The organism is Kitasatospora cinereorecta (genome assembly GCF_024172095.1).
GTDB classification, from domain to species: domain Bacteria; phylum Actinomycetota; class Actinomycetes; order Streptomycetales; family Streptomycetaceae; genus Kitasatospora; species Kitasatospora cinereorecta.
The window spans coordinates 1,500,622-1,515,666 of sequence record NZ_JAMZDX010000001.1 but is presented as its reverse complement, the minus strand read 5'-3'; the positions used below and the strand labels follow the sequence as shown (position 1 = coordinate 1,515,666).

The window sequence follows — 15,045 nt, the reverse complement described above, 5'->3', positions numbered from 1 at the left end:
CCAATTCCCGCCGCCCGGGGCGGTCAATCGGACCACGGCGTCCGGTCATGGGACCGTCGGGACGGTCAGGACGGTCAGGACGGCGGGAGACCCGACTGCCGGACGGTGATGTTGAGCCGCCCCACCAGGCCGAGCGCCGGATCCGCGGTGCCGGGGAGCGTGCGCACCACCCCGTGGTACGCGAAGCGGGACGGGCCGCCGAAGACCAGCAGGTCGCCGCTGCGCAGCTCCAGGTCGGTCCAGGGGCGGGTGCGGGTCTCGGTGTTGCCGAGCCGGAAGACGCAGGTGTCGCCGAGCGAGAGGGAGACGACGGGGGCGTCGATCCGCTCCTCGCGGTCGCGGTGCAGGCCCATCCTGGCGCCGTGGGGGTAGTGGTTGACCACGGCGATGTCCGGGTCGTACGCATCCACGCCCGCGCCCGCGATCGCGGCCTTCCCCGGACGGCCTGCGGTTCCGTCCGGCGACGGTCCGTACGCGGCGTCGAGCGCGCGCCGGGCGAGGTCGCCCAGCTCGGCCGGGAAGGGCTTGACCGGCGCGCCGTCGCCGTCGACCACCGTCTTCGCGTAGCCGTACGGGTACCAGTGCCAGCCGAGGCAGACCATTCGTACCGACATCACGCCGCCGGTGGGCAGGGTCACCGTCCGCATCCCGGCCGGCGGCCTGGCCCAGTCGCGGCACGCCTCGACCAGGGCGCGCTGCTCGTCCGGGTCGAGCCAGTCGGGCAGCAGGACGGCGCCCGGTGCCGGGTCGGCCCGCTCCCGCGGGAACAGTTCGGACCCGGACACGCCGCCGGACTGCGGGGAGGAGTGGCCGGTCACGCCGTCCATCCTTCCACCGCCGCCTCCGCCGTGCGGGTGGGCCGTTCGGCGCAGCGGACGGCGGTGCGCGGGTGCGCGGTGGAGCGGCGGGACAGAGGCTGGCCTCTGGGAGGCGTCCGGCGCCCGTACCCCTTGCCGCACGGACACACCGCGGAACCGGACAGCAGCGCGGAACCGGACAGCACTGCAGAGCCGGTCGGACGACGAGCGGAAGGAGCAGGGATGAATCCCCTCGAGTACAGGATCATCGACTTCTCCGACGCGTCGCTGCACAAGACCTCGGTGCTGGTGCTGGGCATGCACCAGGCGGTGCTGGTGGACGCCGGCTTCCGGCTGTCGGACGGGCGGCGGCTGGCGCAGGAGGTGGCGGCGAGCGGTCGGCGGCTGTCGACGGTGTTCATCAGCCACGGCGATCCGGACTGCTATTTCGGGGCCGAGGTGCTGCGGGACGCCTTCCCGGAGGCGCGGTTCCTGGCTCCCGCGCCGGTGGTGCAGCGCATCGAGGAGACGTACCGGGACAAGGTCGCGGCATGGGCGCGGCTGGGGGACGAGCTGTCGACCCGCCTGGTCGCGCTGGAGGCGCTGGACGACGACGCCCTGGAGCTGGAGGGCCACCGGCTGGAGGTCCGCGGTGCGTCGCTCGGGCTGCCCGACCACCACTACCTCTGGGAGCACCGCAGCCGTTCGCTCCTCGGCGGGGTGCTGCTGTACGAGGGGGTGCACGTGTGGACGGCGGACACGCCGCACGCGGCGCAGCGCGAGGCGTGGATCGACCTGCTGGACGAGATGGAGACGCTGGACCCGTTCATGGTCGCCGCCGGGCACCGGCTGGCGGACGGTCCGGACGACGCGACGGCGATCGGGTGGACGCGCGACTACCTGAAGGCGTTCGAGACGGAGCTCGGCAAGTCCTCCGACGCCGCCGGCGCCGTGGCGGGCCTCAAGCGGCGCTACCCGGACGCGGGGCTCCCGCTGGCGGCGGAACTCGGGACCAAGGTCGCCAAGGGTGAGCTGCCCTGGGGGTGAGCTGCGGACGGCACCGCGCCCCGGTCAACCGGCCGGGACAGCGAGGACGCCGATGCGGCGGGCGCAGCTCGGCCACGCCAACCACCCGCCCCCCCCCCGCAACGGCGAGAGCCGCCGACCGCTCCCGCGAGGGGAGGCGGTCGGCGGCTTCGCGCGGCCGACGGTGGCGCGGGCCGGGGGCAGCTCGGGTCAGGTCGGCGGCTCCGGGACGACGACGCCCGTCAGGTCGGGGGGTGTCAGAACGACAGGACCTGGCCCGGGAAGATCAGGTCCGGGTTGCCGCCGACGACGCCCTTGTTGGTGTTGTACACGGCGTGCCAGTCCAGGCCCTTGGACGCGGCGATCTTGCTCAGGGTGTCACCGGACTTGACGGTGTAGCTGCCGCCCTTGGCGGTGTTGACCGGGGCCTTGGGGGCCGGGGTGGTCTTGGCCGGGGCGGACTTCTTCTGGACCGGAGCCGGGGTGGTGTCCTGCTTCGGGGCAGCGGCCGGCTTGGGGGCGGCCTTCGGCGCGGCGTCCTGCTTCGGGGCGGCCTGCTGGGTGGCGGCCTGCGGAGCCTGGGCGCGGGTCTCGCTGCGCGAGGCGGCCTGGTCCGAGGTGGCGTTGGAGGCGGAGGTGTCGACCTGGGCGGCGGCGCCGCCCTTGGTCAGACCGGCCTGGATGGAGCAGACGGGCCAGGCGCCGGGGCCCTGGTCGGCCAGCACCTTCTCGGCGATCGCGATCTGCTGCGCCTTGGTGGCCAGGTTGGCCTGCGGGGCGTACGCGGTGCCGCCGTACGCGGCCCAGGTGGAGGAGGTGAACTGCAGGCCGCCGTAGAAACCGTTGCCGGTGTTGATGGCCCAGTTACCGGTGGACTCGCACTGCGCGACCTTGTCCCAGGTGGAGACGGGCGCGGCGGAGGCCGTGGTGGCCGTGACGAGGCCGGCCACCGGAAGGACGGCGATGGCGCCGCCCATGACGGCCATCCGCACGCGGTTGCGCTTGGTGGCGGTGGTGGTGGTGGCAGCGGCGGTCTCGTTACGGAAGGTCATGAGAGTCCTCTCGACAGCCCCGGGCGGGCATGCGGAACCAAGCCGTGGAAGGCATGGTTCGCTCACCGCGTCCGCAAGGCGGCCGTGCACGTGTCGGACGTGCCGCGCCGCCCCAGCCACCCGCTGCGCACCGGTCGGGCCGAAGGCCTCGTGTCCGGTGGGCCGGTGTCCGCCGGTACGGGACCGGCGGGCCGTGCTTTCAGGGGGTGAACCCGGGAAGTGCTCGTTGCACTGGGTACGAAGCTACGAGTCGGCGTCACGGGCGCCAAGCGCTTTCGGGTCTTCCCAGGTCAAACCGGCGTTACCAGCGGTATCGATCTAGCACTATGGGGCAATCCGCCCGATTTGTCCGTCATTTCAAAGATCGAACACTGCCCCGAGATGGCCGCCGTCACAGTTTCGGCCCTGTGAGGTCGGGCACAGCGTCGACACATTGCGACGCGGCGGGCACCCAGGGCAGTCAGAACGGCGGCAATTCCCGTCGGTGCCGAGCGCACCCGTGACCCCAGCCACAGCGGCCCGTTGGTAATGGCGGTCGGGCGCACACCCGCGCCGTGTCCCCCGAAGCACCGCCGTGTCCCCAAGAACCGAGGAGTCTCCGTGTCACGCATGCTCGAGGTGAGCGAGGACGTACGAGCCGAGATCGGCGACGACGAGGCCGACAACCTGCTGGCCGGCGCCCACGCGCCCGACGCCTACGACTGCACCTCCTGCCGTCAGCCGGGCGACTCCCATCGGGAGCCCACCAGCACTGTGCTCTTCGTCGGCGACGAGACCGCCGTCCTGGCGTTCGCCCACGCCCGCTGCATCCCGTCCCAGGTGGTGGCGGTCTCCGAGGAGCAGCTGCTCGGCGCGGTCCGCAGCATCAGCCAGACCCAGGGCACCGGCGGCACCCCCGAATCGCTCACCGCCGCCCTGCCGCACTCGCCCTCTCCCTCCGCCGCACCCCCGGCCGGCCCGGGTGGTGCGGCGCCCGGACCGGTCGCGCCGTCCGTGAACACCCCCTCCCCCGCCACCGCCGCCGCAGCCAAGCCGACCCAGCTCGCCGTCCTCGGCGTCACCTGCGGCATCGTGCTGTGCGGCGACACCGGGTACGCCTCGCTGGTGGTCGAACCGACCGGACCGATCGGCCGCCCCGGCAACACCAGTGGCGAGGACGAGTTCCTCTCCCTGCTCACCGATCACGGCTTCCAGCTGGTCCAGGACGTCAACAACGCGCCGGTCCGGCCGCGGACCGGCTGGTCGGTGCTGATGGCGATGGGCAAGCTGCACGCGATCCTGCAGCCGTCGGCCACCGGCGGCAGTGCGGCGTGGTGGCAGGCGCACGCGCCGTTCCAGGTCACCGACGCGTGGCGGGTGGCGGCCGGACGGCAGTCCGAGGTGATCATGTACGCCGTCCCGGCCGGCACCATCGGCCGCCAACCCCGCGAGGACCTGCTCCGGATGGCGCTCGACCGCGCCGCCGCGAGCGGCGTGCTGGCCGCTGCGCTGCTCCCGCTCGCCGGCACCTGAGCCCGCACCGCACCCGCGGCCGTCGACGCCGGCCCGGGGCTGCCCGCAGCGGCCCCGGCCGGCGTTGCCGACGCCACCGACGACGGTGCCGACACCACCGGACGGACCGTCAACCACCCCACCCATCAGGCTCGGAGGCACCGCGCCGTCAAGATCCGAACTGGCATAGGACAGCCCGCGACACGCCCGCATCCCCCGCCGCCCTCACTCGTTGGCTCTACGTGTACAGCTACGACGTCGCCGCTCCCAGCCGCCCCTCCGCCTCCTACGCCTCCACCGCCGCCGCTTCCGCCGCTCGCTCGATCCCGAGCATGCGGCCGTCGTACGACGCGGAGCACCCGTCCTCCGCCACCCCGATCTACGACGCGCTGTACTCCGAGTACCGGCGGCTGTTCCGCGCCCTGCCGGGTGACCGGACGGGCGAGGAGCACATGCGGTTCACCGGCTTCGCCGTCCGCGAGCCCCGGGAGAGCGTGGAGTTGCGGGAGAGCCGCGACCTGCGCGGGACGCGCGACGCGCTGCCGTACCCCCAGCAGCAGACCTTCCAGACCTACCCGGGCCAGTCCCACGGGGTGCCGCAGTTCATGCCCGCGCAGGCGCAGCCGTCGGCCGGGGCCTCCGGCAACGGTCAGGGCTGGATCGCGGCCGGCTACCTCGGCGGCTCCGGGCAGTCGTCCCCGGCGACGGGCCAGACGTCGGCCGCAGGTTCGCCGACCGCTCCGGCCGGGAGCGGCGGACGGCACCGTTCGATGCTGTCCCTGCCCCCGGGACGCGGCGAGTGACCGGACAGCAACGCGGGTGACGGTACGGCCGAGGGCCGGGTGAGGAGCGCTCCTCACCCGGCCCTCGGCCGTACCGTCAACGGTTCACGTCACTACTTGCGCTTGCGCTTCTCCCGCACCCGCACCGAGATCGAGATCGGCGTCCCCTCGAACCCGAACTCCTCGCGCAGCCGGCGCTCGACGAAGCGGCGGTAGCCGGCCTCCAGGAAGCCGGAGGCGAACAGCACGAACCGCGGCGGACGGGTGCCCGCCTGGGTGCCGAACAGGATGCGCGGCTGCTTGCCGCCGCGGATCGGGTGCGGGTGGGAGGCGACCAGCTCGCCGAGGAAGGCGTTCAGGCGCGCCGTCGTGATGCGGGTCTCCCAGCCCTCCAGCGCGGTCTCGATCGCCGGGACGAGCTTCTCCATGTGCCGGCCGGTCTTGGCCGAGACGTTGACCCGGGGGGCCCACTGCACCTGGACGAGATCGCGCTCGATCTCGCGCTCCAGGTAGTAGCGGCGCTCCTCGTCGAGCTGGTCCCACTTGTTGTACGCGATGACGACGGCCCGGCCGGCCTCGACGGCCATCGAGATGATCCGGGTGTCCTGCTCGGCCAGGGTCTCGCTGGCGTCGATCAGGACGACCGCCACCTCGGCCTTCTCCAGCGCGGAGGAGGTGCGCAGCGAGGCGTAGAAGTCGGCGCCAGCGGTCAGGTGGACCCGGCGGCGGATACCGGCGGTGTCGACGAACTTCCAGGTCTTGCCGCCGAGTTCGATCATCTCGTCGACCGGGTCGCGGGTGGTGCCGGCCAGCTCGTTGACGACCACGCGGTCCTCGCCGGCGACCTTGTTGAGCAGGCTGGACTTCCCGACGTTCGGGCGGCCGATCAGGGCGACCCGGCGGGGGCCGCCGAGCTGGCCGTTGCCGAAGGTCTGCGGCGGGGCCTCGGGCAGCGCCTTGAGGACGGCGTCCAGCAGGTCGCCGGAGCCGCGGCCGTGCAGCGCCGAGACGGGGTACGGCTCGCCGAGGCCGAGCGACCACAGGTAGGCGGCCTCGGCCTCGGTGGACGGGCCGTCGACCTTGTTGGCGCAGAGCACGACGGGCTTGCCGGCCCGGCGGATCAGCTTGACCAGGGCCTCGTCGGTGTCGGTGGCGCCGACGGTGGCGTCGACCACGAACAGGACGGCGTCGGCGCTCTCGATGCCGTACTCGGCCTGGGTCGCGACCAGCTTGTCGATGCCGAGGACGTCGATCTCCCAGCCGCCGGTGTCGACGAGCTTGAAGCGGCGGCCGTTCCACGTCGCCTCGTAGGTGACCCGGTCACGAGTGACGCCGGGACGGTCCTCGACGACCGCCTCGCGGCGGCCGATGATGCGGTTGACCAGGGTCGACTTGCCGACATTCGGGCGGCCGACGACGGCCAGCACCGGCAGCGGGCCGTGCGAGGCGGCGTCCAGGTCGGCGTCGACCTCGTCGATGTCGAAGCCCTCTTCGGCGGCCAGCGCCATGAACTCGGCGTACTCGGCGTCGCCGAGCTCGCCGTGGTGGGCGGAGGTGTCGTTGCTCATGCTGCGTTCTTCCGTTTCCCGGTACGGCCCTTCCCAGGGGCGCACCGTGCGTACCTGCCCGTACGGGCAGCGCGAGACCGCGCGGACGCGCGGCCTTGGACAAAGTGGGGTCGGCCGGACCGGTGCCGGCCACAGCCGTCAGTCGACGGACATCAGACGGTGAACAGGCGGGCCCGTTCCTCGACCAGCCCGGTGATCCGGTCGATCACCTGCTCCAGGGTGAGCGTGCTGGTGTCGACCAGGACGGCGTCGGGCGCCTGGGTGAGCGGCGCGGTCTCCCGGGAGGAGTCCGCGGCGTCGCGGCGGGCCAGGTCGGCGGCCATCGCGGTGATGGTCGCCTCGTCCAGGCCCTTGGCCCGCAGTTCGGCGGCCCGGCGCTCGGTGCGGGCGGCCTCGGAGGCGGTCAGGAAGACCTTGACGGTGGCGGTCGGGAAGACCACCGAGCCCATGTCGCGGCCCTCGGCGACGATGCCGCGCTCGGCGACCTCGGCGCAGCCGCGCTGCAGCTCGACCAGCCGGCTGCGGACGGCCGGAACGGCGGCGACCGCGCTGACCTTGGCGGTCACCTCGGGGCCGCGGATCGGGCCGGAGACGTCCTGGCCGTCGACCGTTATGGTCGGGCCGTCGGCGTCCGTGCCGGAGACGATCACGGGCTTGGTGCAGGCGATGGCGACGGCATCGGCGTCGTCCACGTCGACGTCGTTGGCCAGCATCCACCAGGTCATCGCCCGGTACATCGCGCCGGTGTCCAGGAAGCTCAGCCCCAGCCGGGCGGCGACCGCCCGGGAGACGGTCGACTTCCCGGAGCCGGAGGGTCCGTCGATGGCGACGACGACCGGGGCGTGCGACGCTCGGTCGGCAGTTTCCACGGGGCGAACCTCTCTCTGCATGCACGGGGACGGCTACCTCAAGGTTAGACGACCGCCGCCCCGTCCCCGGACCGCCGTCCTCCGGCCCTCCCGTACTCCGACCGGGCGACCCTGCGGGCGACCGAAAGCCGGAGGCCGGGGGGTCAGTCGCGGACGCTCCAGCCGCGGGCGCGCAGACCCGCGGTGAGCGTCTTGACGGCGCCCGGGGCGACGGCGAGCTGGACGTGGCCGACCTGCTGGCCGGTCGAGTGCTCGATGGTGACGTCCTCGATGTTCACGCCGAGCGCGCCGACCTCGCCGAACAGGCGGCCCAGCTCGCCCGGCTGGTCGCCGAGGACGACCGCGACCGTCTCGTAGCGGGTCGGCGGGGCGCCATGCTTGCCGGGGATGCGGGCCTGGCCGGTGTTGCCGCGGCGCATGACCGCCTCGATCCCGGCCGCTCCGGCATTCCGCTCGCCCTCGTCGGCGGCCTGCAGGGCGCGCAGGGCGGTGACGGTCTCGTCCAGGTCGGCGGCGACCTCCTCCAGGATGTCGGCGACCACGCCGGCGTTGGCGGAGAGGATGTCGACCCACATCGCGGGGTTGGAGGCGGCGATCCGGGTGACGTCGCGCACACCCTGGCCGGACAGCCTTATCGCGGTCTCGTCGGCGTGCTCCAGGCGCGCCGCGACCAGCGAGGACAGCAGCTGCGGGGCGTGCGAGACCAGCGCGACCGCGCGGTCGTGGGCGGCCGCGTCCATCACGATCGGCATCGCGCCGCACAGGGCGACCAGCTCCAGCGCCGCGTTGAGCGTCTCGGTGTCGGTCTCCGGGGTCGGCGTGAGCACCCAGGGCCGGCCCTCGAACAGGTCGGCGCGGGCCGCCAGCGGCCCGGAGCGCTCCCGGCCCGCCATCGGGTGACTGCCGATGTAGTGGACGGTGTCCAGGCCGAGCGAGGCGATCTCCGCCCGCGGACCGGACTTCACGCTCGCCACGTCGGTGTAGCAGCGGGCCAGCCCGCGCCGCTGGCAGTCGGCGAGCACGCTCCCGACCAGCGCCGGGGGCACCGCCACGACCGCCAGGTCCACCGGCCCGTCCGGCAGCTCGGTGGTACCGGCCCCGAGCGACGCCGCGGTCCGCGCGGCGTCCGGGTCGGCGTCCTCCAGATACACGTGCAGCCCGCGGCCGGTGAGGGCGAGTGCGGCGGAGGTGCCGATCAGTCCGGTGCCGACGACGGCGACAGTGCGCATGGCGGGGTACGTCTCCTGGGCGGTGGTTCTGGGCGTACGGGCGGGTCCCGGTGCTGCCCCATCCTCTCGCATCCGCCCGCACCCCGGGCTACTGGTAGGCCATGCCGCTCTCCACCCGGCGCAGCACCTTGCACCAGACGGACTCCGGGTCGTCGAGCGGCGCGAGCGGATCACTCCCTCGCATGAAGGCGAGGAGTCGCTCGGCGGCACCCTCGGGGTCGTACTCGTCGAGGCCCGCCGCGGTCGCCGCCTCACCGTCGTACTCGAGGCGCTCGACCTCGAGCAGGTGGAGGAACGAGGCGAACCGCTGGAGGTCGGTGTTGAGGACGCACGGGGTCGGGCCGTTCTCGGGGAGGGCGTAGACAGTCCCGGAAGCCACGTCCACGGCGATGTCGTCGTCGCCGATCCCCCCGATGTTCAGCCAGTGCGCCATGTCGTACGGCCGGCCGGGGTACCACTCCGACAGCCTTCGGAAGTTCTCACCACCGATGGTGACGTCGCCCTCGTCCCACCCGCGGGCGAGGCGGAACCAGCTGCCGAGTTGGTCCGGCAGTCCGATGTCCCGGAGATACGCGCGGGTCGTCCCGTGCGGCACCGCCGTGAGCCGTTCCGCGTCCAGCACGACCAGGCGATCGGCGTCGAACACCGACTCCATCGTCGTCCGGTCGACCACCTGACCCACCGCTTTCCGACCCCGTCGCCCTGGCACAGCCGTGCCGGACCTTAGCCGATCAACGCCCGGGACGGGTCCGCCAGGCAGCCGCTGCCCGGCCGGCGTCGCAACCGGGGGCCCGGGTGGGTCGTCCAATTCACCGACGCGCAGGGGAAATCCGGCGACCTGGGCGGGGTGCGGGTGCAGACTGGGCGCCCGGGCGGGGATCGGACGAAGGGGGCACGGCGGGTGGCGGCGGAGACGACAGCGGCAACGGGTGCGGACGCGGGCAGCGCGGTCTGGGAGTCGCGGCTGGACTCGGTGGTGGTGCACGCGGTCGGCGCGGTGTGCCGTCGGCGGGCGGCCGGGACGGTGGCGGACGGCGGGCGGGTGCGGGTCGGCGGTCTGCCGCGGGCGCTGCGGCCGGAGTCGCTGCGGGCCCGGGTGGTGGGCGGGCCGGGGCGGGTCGCCGAGGCCCGGCTGGAGGCGGAGGTCCGGACGCACCGGCCCGCCGACCTGCCCGAGCTGCGGACCCGGGTGGAGCGGCTGGCCGAGGAGCGCGACGCCGTGTTCGAGCGGCGGACCCGGTTGCACGCCCGGATCGAGGAGGTGGCGGCCCTGCAGCCGCTGCCGCCGGAGCCCCGCAGGGGCGAGCCGCACCGCCGTACGCCGGCCGACGCCTGGCTGGAGCTGGCCGACTTCGTGGACGGCAGGCTGACCGTCCTGCACGGGCGCCTGGCCGAGCTGGACGAGGAGCTGCGGCTGGCCGAGCACGTCCTGGACGTCGCCCGCGACGAGCTGGCGCGCAGTTCCACCGCGGCCCCGTCCAGACCGCTGGAGACGGCCGCGGTTGCCGCGCTCACCGTCGTCGGCGCCGAGGCGGCGGACAGCCGGGTCGAGCTGGAGATCGAGTACGTGGTGCCGGGCGCGGTGTGGGTGCCGACGTACCGGCTGAGTCACCGCGAGGGCGAGGCGGAGGGCCGGTTGGTGCTGCGCGCCTCGGTGGCGCAGCTGACCGGCGAGGACTGGTCGGGAGTGCGGCTCGCGCTGTCGACCGCGGATCTGGCCCGGCCGACCGGGCTGCCCCGGCTGCGGTCGGTGCGGATCGGGCGCCGCCAGGCGGCCCCGGCGCCGTCCGGCTGGCGGGAGCAGCCGCCGGGTCTGGCGGACCTGTTCGACGGCTACGACACCGCCCGGCACTCCGGCGCGGAGCGGGGTGCGGGCGCCGGTCGGCCGCCGCTGCCGCCGCCGTTCGTCGGTGGGCCGCCGCCCGCACCGCAGCCGTTCGGCGGCGGCGGACTGCTGGACGAGCCCGACCTGCCGGCGTCGAGCCTGGACCGCGCGGAGGCCCCGCGCCGGCGCAAGGCCGGGCCGGAGGCGATGGGGTACGGCGGCGCGGCCCCGGCGATGCCCGCCGCGCCCGGCGCCGCGCCCGGCCCGGTGGGCGCCCCGCCGGCGATGGCGGCCCCGCGGCCGGCGGCGAAGCCCCGCGCCGCGGTGCGCGGCTTCGCCCCTCCCGCTGCACCGATGCCGCAGGCCTCCCTGTCGCAGGCCTCGCTGCCGCTGGCCCCGCCCCCGCCGACCGGCCCGCCGCAGCCCGACAGCGGGCAGCTGGACTACGCGGCCCTGGTGCTCGCCGGGCCGCAGGAGTCGGCGGCGAGCCGCGGCCGGCTGCTGCCGGGTGCCCCGGCGGACCCGCTGGGAGAGCAGGCGCGGCGGCTGGCCGAGGGGCCGCTGGCGCTGCCGCTGCCCGGCCACGCGGTCCGTCCGCGTGAGGCGGCCGGTTCGTTCGACTACCGCTACGACGCGGCCGCCCCGGCGGACATCCCGTCGGACGGTACCTGGCACACCGTCACCGTCGCCGAGCTGTCGGTGGGGCTGCGCACCGAGTACGTGTGCGTTCCGGCGGTGGAGGAGGCGGTGTACGCGACGCTGGTGCTGGCCAACGCGGGTGGTCATGCGCTGCTGGCCGGTCCGGTCGAGGTGAGCGTGGACGGGGAGTTCCTGCTGACCGCCGCCCTGCCGACGCTGGCGCCCGGCGCCTCCCGTCGGGTGGGGCTGGGGCAGGCGGAGGGCATCCGGGTGGCCCGCAGTACCGAGTTGCGCGAGTCGACCGCCGGGATGCTGAACAACACCACCGTGCTCGACCACCGGGTCAGGGTGGAGCTGGTCAACCGCCTGCCGCACCCGGCGACCGTGGAGGTGCGCGAGCGGGTGCCCGTGACGTCCGATCCGGATGTACGGATCGAGGAGCGGCCCGGCTGGTCCCCCTGGTCCGAACCGGACCACCCGGCGGAGGACAACCCGCCGTCCGCCCGTGTGCGGCGGGTGGAGCTGCCCGCCGGTGGCACCGCCGTCCTCGACGGCGGCTACGAGATCCGCATCCCGGCCGGCAAGGCCCTGGTCGGCGGAAACCGGAGGAGCTGACCCATGAACGACTCGTCGATCCCGCTGCCGGTCACCGCCGTCACCTGTCTGGAGGACCGCGCCCACGTCGAGCGCTCGGCCGTGCTCGACCTGGCGGCGGGCGTCCAGCGGCTGCGGCTGGGCCCGGTCACCGCGCTCGCGGTCGACCGCACCCTGCACGCCGCCTTCCTGCCCACCGGAGAGCAGGAGGGCGCGGCGCCCCGGGTGCTGGACGCCCGGCTGGTGCGCGCCTGGACCCCGCGCGCCCCGCTGCCGCCGACCGGGGACGACTCGGAGCTGCGGCACCGGATCCACGCCCTGGAGCAGGAGCAGCTGGCCGCCGTCCGCCACCGTGACCGGCTGGAGGCCCGGCTGGCGCTGCTCGGCCGGCTCGCCGCCGACCTGCTGCGCGAGGTCGGCGAGGGCACCGGCCGGGGCGAGGTGGAGCACGCCCGCTGGTCGCGCGAGCTGGACCGGGTGGACGCCGAGCGCGAGTCCTGCGGCGAGCAGGCCCGGGCGGTCCGCTCCCGGCTGGTGAAGCTGGCGACCGAGCTGGCCGAGGCGGAGGCGGCACTGGACCAGGCGGAGGAGGAGCCGGCCGAGCTGACCGCGCACGTGGAGCTGACGGTGGAGGCGTCCGCCGCCGGGCGGGCCGAGCTGCGGGTGGCGCATCTGACGCCGTGTGCGCTGTGGCGGCCGGCCTACCGGGCGACGCTGAGCGGGGGCACGCTGCGGCTGGAGACGGACGCGGTGGTGTGGCAGCGCACCGGCGAGGACTGGTCCGGTGTCCGGCTGACCCTGTCCACCGCCCGTTCGGCGCTGGCCGGCGAGCCGCCCCGGCTGACCGAGGACCGGCTCACCCTGCGCGAGCGGACCGCCGAGGAGCGCCGCACGGTCGACGTGGAGCTGCGCGAGGAGGAGATCTCCACCACCGGTCCGGCCGCGGCCCCGGGCCTGCCGGGTGTGGACGACGGCGGCGAGGTGCGGGTGCTGCGGGCCGCCGCGCCGGCCTCGGTGCCGAGCGACGGGCGGGCGCACCGGGTGGGCCTGGGCGTCTTCGAGACGTCGGCGGGCAGCGAGTACGCGTGCGCGCCGGAGCTGTCCCCGCTGGTCACCCGGACGGTGCGGTTCACCAACGGCTCCGGGCACGCGCTGCTGGCCGGTCCGGTGGAGCTGGTCCAGGGCAGTGGCTTCGCCGGCCGCGGCGAGCTGGCCTTCACCGCGCCGGGCGCCCCCGCCGAGCTGGCGTTCGGCTCCTCGGACGGCTACCGGGTGGTCCGGGAGTCGGAGGAGAGCCGCGCCTCGGCCGGGATCACCCAGCGCACGGTGGTCACCCGGACGGTCCGGCTGCACCTGTCCCGCTTCTCCGGCCCGGACGAGCACGACGAACGGCTGGTCACCCTGCGGGAGCGGATCCCGGTCTCCGAGGTGTCGGCGGTGGAGGTCCGGCTGCGCAAGGAGTCCTGCAGCCCGCCGCCGGACGAGCTGGACGCCGAGGGTATCGTCCGCTGGGACGTCGCCCTGCCGCCGGGCGGCCGCCGGACCGTGACGTTGGTGTACGAGGTGTCCGCGGCGGCGAAGGTGGCCGGGCTGTGACGCCCCGCCGGGGGCCCGGGCGGATCGACCGCCGAGCCGTCAACTCCGGTACAAAAGAGACATGATCTACCACCTCGCACCGCTGGACGACTGGTTGCGCGACCCCGGCCGCCCGTACGCGACCGCGTCGCTGCTCACCGACGGGTTCATCCACTGCTCGGCGGACGAGCAGACGGCGCTGGCGGTGGCCAACGCCTTCTTCCGCGACACGCCGGACCCGCTGATGGTCCTGCTGATCGAGGAGAACCTGGTCGAGCCGATGGTGAAGTGGGAGGCCGCCACCGGCGGGGCGCCGGCCGGCGCCACCCCCGGGGTGCTCTTCCCGCACATCTACGGGCGGCTGAACCGGACCGCGGTGATGGGCCTGGAGAAGCTGGAGCGGGGCGAGGACGGCCGCTGGGCCACCCTGGTGCCCTGGAGCTGACGCCGGTGGGGGCAGGAGCCGCCCGCCCCCACCGGCGGTCTTGGGGGGCCCTCAGAGCCAGCCGCGCTCCCGGGCCGCCATGCCGGCCTGGAAGCGGGTGGTGGCGCCGAGCTCGCGCATCAGGCCCTGGAGGCGGCGCTGGGTGGTGCGGGCGCTCCAGCCGAGCGAGCGGGCGATCGACTCGTCGGTCAGCCCGGCGGCCAGCAGGCCGAGCAGCTTCAGGTGGTCGGACTCCGGCCCCGGACCGTGGTCGTCGCCGCCGAGCGCGGTCTGCAGCGGCACGGCCCGCTCCCACTCCGCCTCGAACAGCGCGTCCAGCGCCTGCAGCAGGGCCGAGGGGTGGATGACGTAGGCGGCGTCCAGCACGCTGTCGCCGACGCTGATCGGGATGATCGCCATCCGGTCGTCCGACATCATCATCTTCATCGGCAGGACCGGCCGCACCCGCGCCTCCTCGCCGTCCTCGACGCCGACCAGGATCTCCTGCTCCAGCCGGCCCGGCCAGGCGATGGCCTCCTTGTCGAAGACCGTCCGGATCCGTACCCCGGACTTGAGCTTGGCCCGCTGCCGCGGCTGGTGCGCGGTCGGGTCCATCACGTACGGCGGGCAGTCGAAACCGCGGATCTGGTAGTGGCTGGTCTCCACCAGGTGCTCGAGGCGCTGGTTGATCGCCTCGCCGCCGGTGAGCACCTCGACCGAGTGCGCCGGGTCGGTGTACCGGGAGGCCTCCCGGAAGGCGTCCATGAGGCGGTGCATCTCGGCGCGGGCGCTGCGCAGCTCGGCCTCGCGGTGGCCGATCAGGGTGCCGATGGCGACGTCGGGGGCGACCGCGAGGTAGCGCTCGCGGTCCACCGGGGCGCGGGTGGCCATGCCCTGCTCCGCCAACCGGTCCAGGGCCTCCTGGCTCTGTTGGAGTGTCAGACCGCACTGTTCGGCCAGCTCACCGGCGGTGGACTGCGGTGCCACCACCAGCGCCGCGTACACCTGTCCGTCCGGCCTCCCGAGGCCGAGCGCTCCGAATGCGTCGAGCACCTCGCTCCTTCCCCCACCCCTGCTCCGATCCGGGTGGCGCTTTTACGCCACGCGTCGAAGCGAACTTCGGTGGCAATCCTCTGCCAACACGCCGCACGATGACAAGGCCATGCGGTCAGGC

Annotated in this window: 13 protein-coding genes; 6 read left to right on the top strand and 7 right to left on the bottom strand. The window is 74.5% G+C overall.

Features of this window, described 5'->3' with window-relative positions; translation table 11 throughout:
* Positions 1-74: 74 nt before the first annotated feature.
* The gene (locus FHR36_RS06710; protein WP_407660789.1) at positions 75-827 is read right to left on the bottom strand and encodes an alpha-ketoglutarate-dependent dioxygenase AlkB family protein; all 753 of its coding nucleotides are present in this window, start codon (positions 825-827) and stop codon (positions 75-77) included.
* A 213-nt stretch (positions 828-1,040) separates the two neighbouring features.
* Between FHR36_RS06710 and FHR36_RS06705 the strand changes: the two genes are divergently transcribed.
* Entirely contained in the window at positions 1,041-1,844 is an 804-nt protein-coding gene (locus FHR36_RS06705) for an MBL fold metallo-hydrolase (protein ID WP_253794571.1), read from the top strand.
* A gap of 236 nt (positions 1,845-2,080) precedes the next feature.
* Here the strand turns inward: FHR36_RS06705 and FHR36_RS06700 are convergent, their stop codons facing one another.
* Positions 2,081-2,875 (bottom strand): LysM peptidoglycan-binding domain-containing protein, encoded by a 795-nt coding sequence (locus tag FHR36_RS06700; protein WP_253794569.1) that lies wholly within the window; start codon positions 2,873-2,875, stop codon positions 2,081-2,083.
* A gap of 609 nt (positions 2,876-3,484) precedes the next feature.
* Here FHR36_RS06700 and FHR36_RS06695 point away from each other — a divergent pair.
* On the top strand, positions 3,485-4,387 hold the full coding sequence (locus tag FHR36_RS06695; RefSeq protein ID WP_253794814.1) for a DUF8842 C-terminal domain-containing protein: 903 nt from the start codon (positions 3,485-3,487) through the stop codon (positions 4,385-4,387).
* A gap of 221 nt (positions 4,388-4,608) precedes the next feature.
* Positions 4,609-5,169 carry a hypothetical protein gene (locus tag FHR36_RS06690; protein ID WP_253794821.1) on the top strand — a complete coding sequence of 187 codons (561 nt, stop codon included), beginning with the start codon at positions 4,609-4,611 and terminating at the stop codon, positions 5,167-5,169.
* Between the two features lie 92 nt (positions 5,170-5,261).
* Here FHR36_RS06690 and der read toward each other — a convergent pair whose 3' ends face one another.
* The 4 genes from der to FHR36_RS06670 form a co-directional block, all read right to left on the bottom strand.
* Positions 5,262-6,716, bottom strand: a complete 1,455-nt coding sequence (der, locus tag FHR36_RS06685; RefSeq protein WP_253794567.1) for a ribosome biogenesis GTPase Der — start codon at positions 6,714-6,716, stop codon at positions 5,262-5,264.
* Positions 6,717-6,868: 152 nt separating this feature from the next.
* Positions 6,869-7,585: a (d)CMP kinase gene (gene cmk, locus FHR36_RS06680; protein ID WP_253794565.1), complete on the bottom strand. Its 717-nt coding sequence runs from the start codon at positions 7,583-7,585 to the stop codon at positions 6,869-6,871.
* 143 nt (positions 7,586-7,728) lie between these two features.
* A complete protein-coding gene (locus tag FHR36_RS06675; RefSeq protein ID WP_253794564.1) occupies positions 7,729-8,814 on the bottom strand; it encodes a prephenate dehydrogenase in 1,086 nt (361 codons plus the stop codon).
* Positions 8,815-8,902: 88 nt separating this feature from the next.
* Positions 8,903-9,487: an SUKH-4 family immunity protein gene (locus FHR36_RS06670; protein ID WP_308199195.1), complete on the bottom strand. Its 585-nt coding sequence runs from the start codon at positions 9,485-9,487 to the stop codon at positions 8,903-8,905.
* A gap of 228 nt (positions 9,488-9,715) precedes the next feature.
* Here FHR36_RS06670 and FHR36_RS06665 point away from each other — a divergent pair, with 228 nt between their 5' ends.
* The 3 genes from FHR36_RS06665 (at position 9,716) to FHR36_RS06655 (ending at position 13,892) form a co-directional block, all read left to right on the top strand.
* Positions 9,716-11,893, top strand: a complete 2,178-nt coding sequence (locus FHR36_RS06665; protein ID WP_407660788.1) for a DUF4139 domain-containing protein — start codon at positions 9,716-9,718, stop codon at positions 11,891-11,893.
* Between the two features lie 3 nt (positions 11,894-11,896).
* Entirely contained in the window at positions 11,897-13,468 is a 1,572-nt protein-coding gene (locus FHR36_RS06660; RefSeq protein ID WP_253794559.1) for a mucoidy inhibitor MuiA family protein, read from the top strand.
* Between the two features lie 61 nt (positions 13,469-13,529).
* Entirely contained in the window at positions 13,530-13,892 is a 363-nt protein-coding gene (locus tag FHR36_RS06655; RefSeq protein ID WP_253794557.1) for a DUF952 domain-containing protein, read from the top strand.
* A gap of 51 nt (positions 13,893-13,943) precedes the next feature.
* Here the strand turns inward: FHR36_RS06655 and FHR36_RS06650 are convergent, their stop codons facing one another.
* Entirely contained in the window at positions 13,944-14,924 is a 981-nt protein-coding gene (locus FHR36_RS06650) for a helix-turn-helix domain-containing protein (RefSeq protein ID WP_253794555.1), read from the bottom strand.
* Between the last annotated feature and the right edge of the window lie 121 nt (positions 14,925-15,045).

What these genes read in the sequence shown, in the direction of transcription:
- der (WP_253794567.1), bottom strand. Translation starts at nt 6,716, where the DNA reads ATGAGCAACGACACCTCCGCCCACCACGGCGAGCTCGGCGACGCCGAG.
- FHR36_RS06655 (WP_253794557.1), top strand. Translation starts at nt 13,530, where the DNA reads ATGATCTACCACCTCGCACCGCTGGACGACTGGTTGCGCGACCCCGGC.
- FHR36_RS06710 (WP_407660789.1), bottom strand. Translation starts at nt 827, where the DNA reads ATGGACGGCGTGACCGGCCACTCCTCCCCGCAGTCCGGCGGCGTGTCC.
- FHR36_RS06660 (WP_253794559.1), top strand. Translation starts at nt 11,897, where the DNA reads ATGAACGACTCGTCGATCCCGCTGCCGGTCACCGCCGTCACCTGTCTG.
- FHR36_RS06695 (WP_253794814.1), top strand. Translation starts at nt 3,485, where the DNA reads ATGCTCGAGGTGAGCGAGGACGTACGAGCCGAGATCGGCGACGACGAG.
- FHR36_RS06705 (WP_253794571.1), top strand. Translation starts at nt 1,041, where the DNA reads ATGAATCCCCTCGAGTACAGGATCATCGACTTCTCCGACGCGTCGCTG.
- FHR36_RS06700 (WP_253794569.1), bottom strand. Translation starts at nt 2,875, where the DNA reads ATGACCTTCCGTAACGAGACCGCCGCTGCCACCACCACCACCGCCACC.
- FHR36_RS06675 (WP_253794564.1), bottom strand. Translation starts at nt 8,814, where the DNA reads ATGCGCACTGTCGCCGTCGTCGGCACCGGACTGATCGGCACCTCCGCC.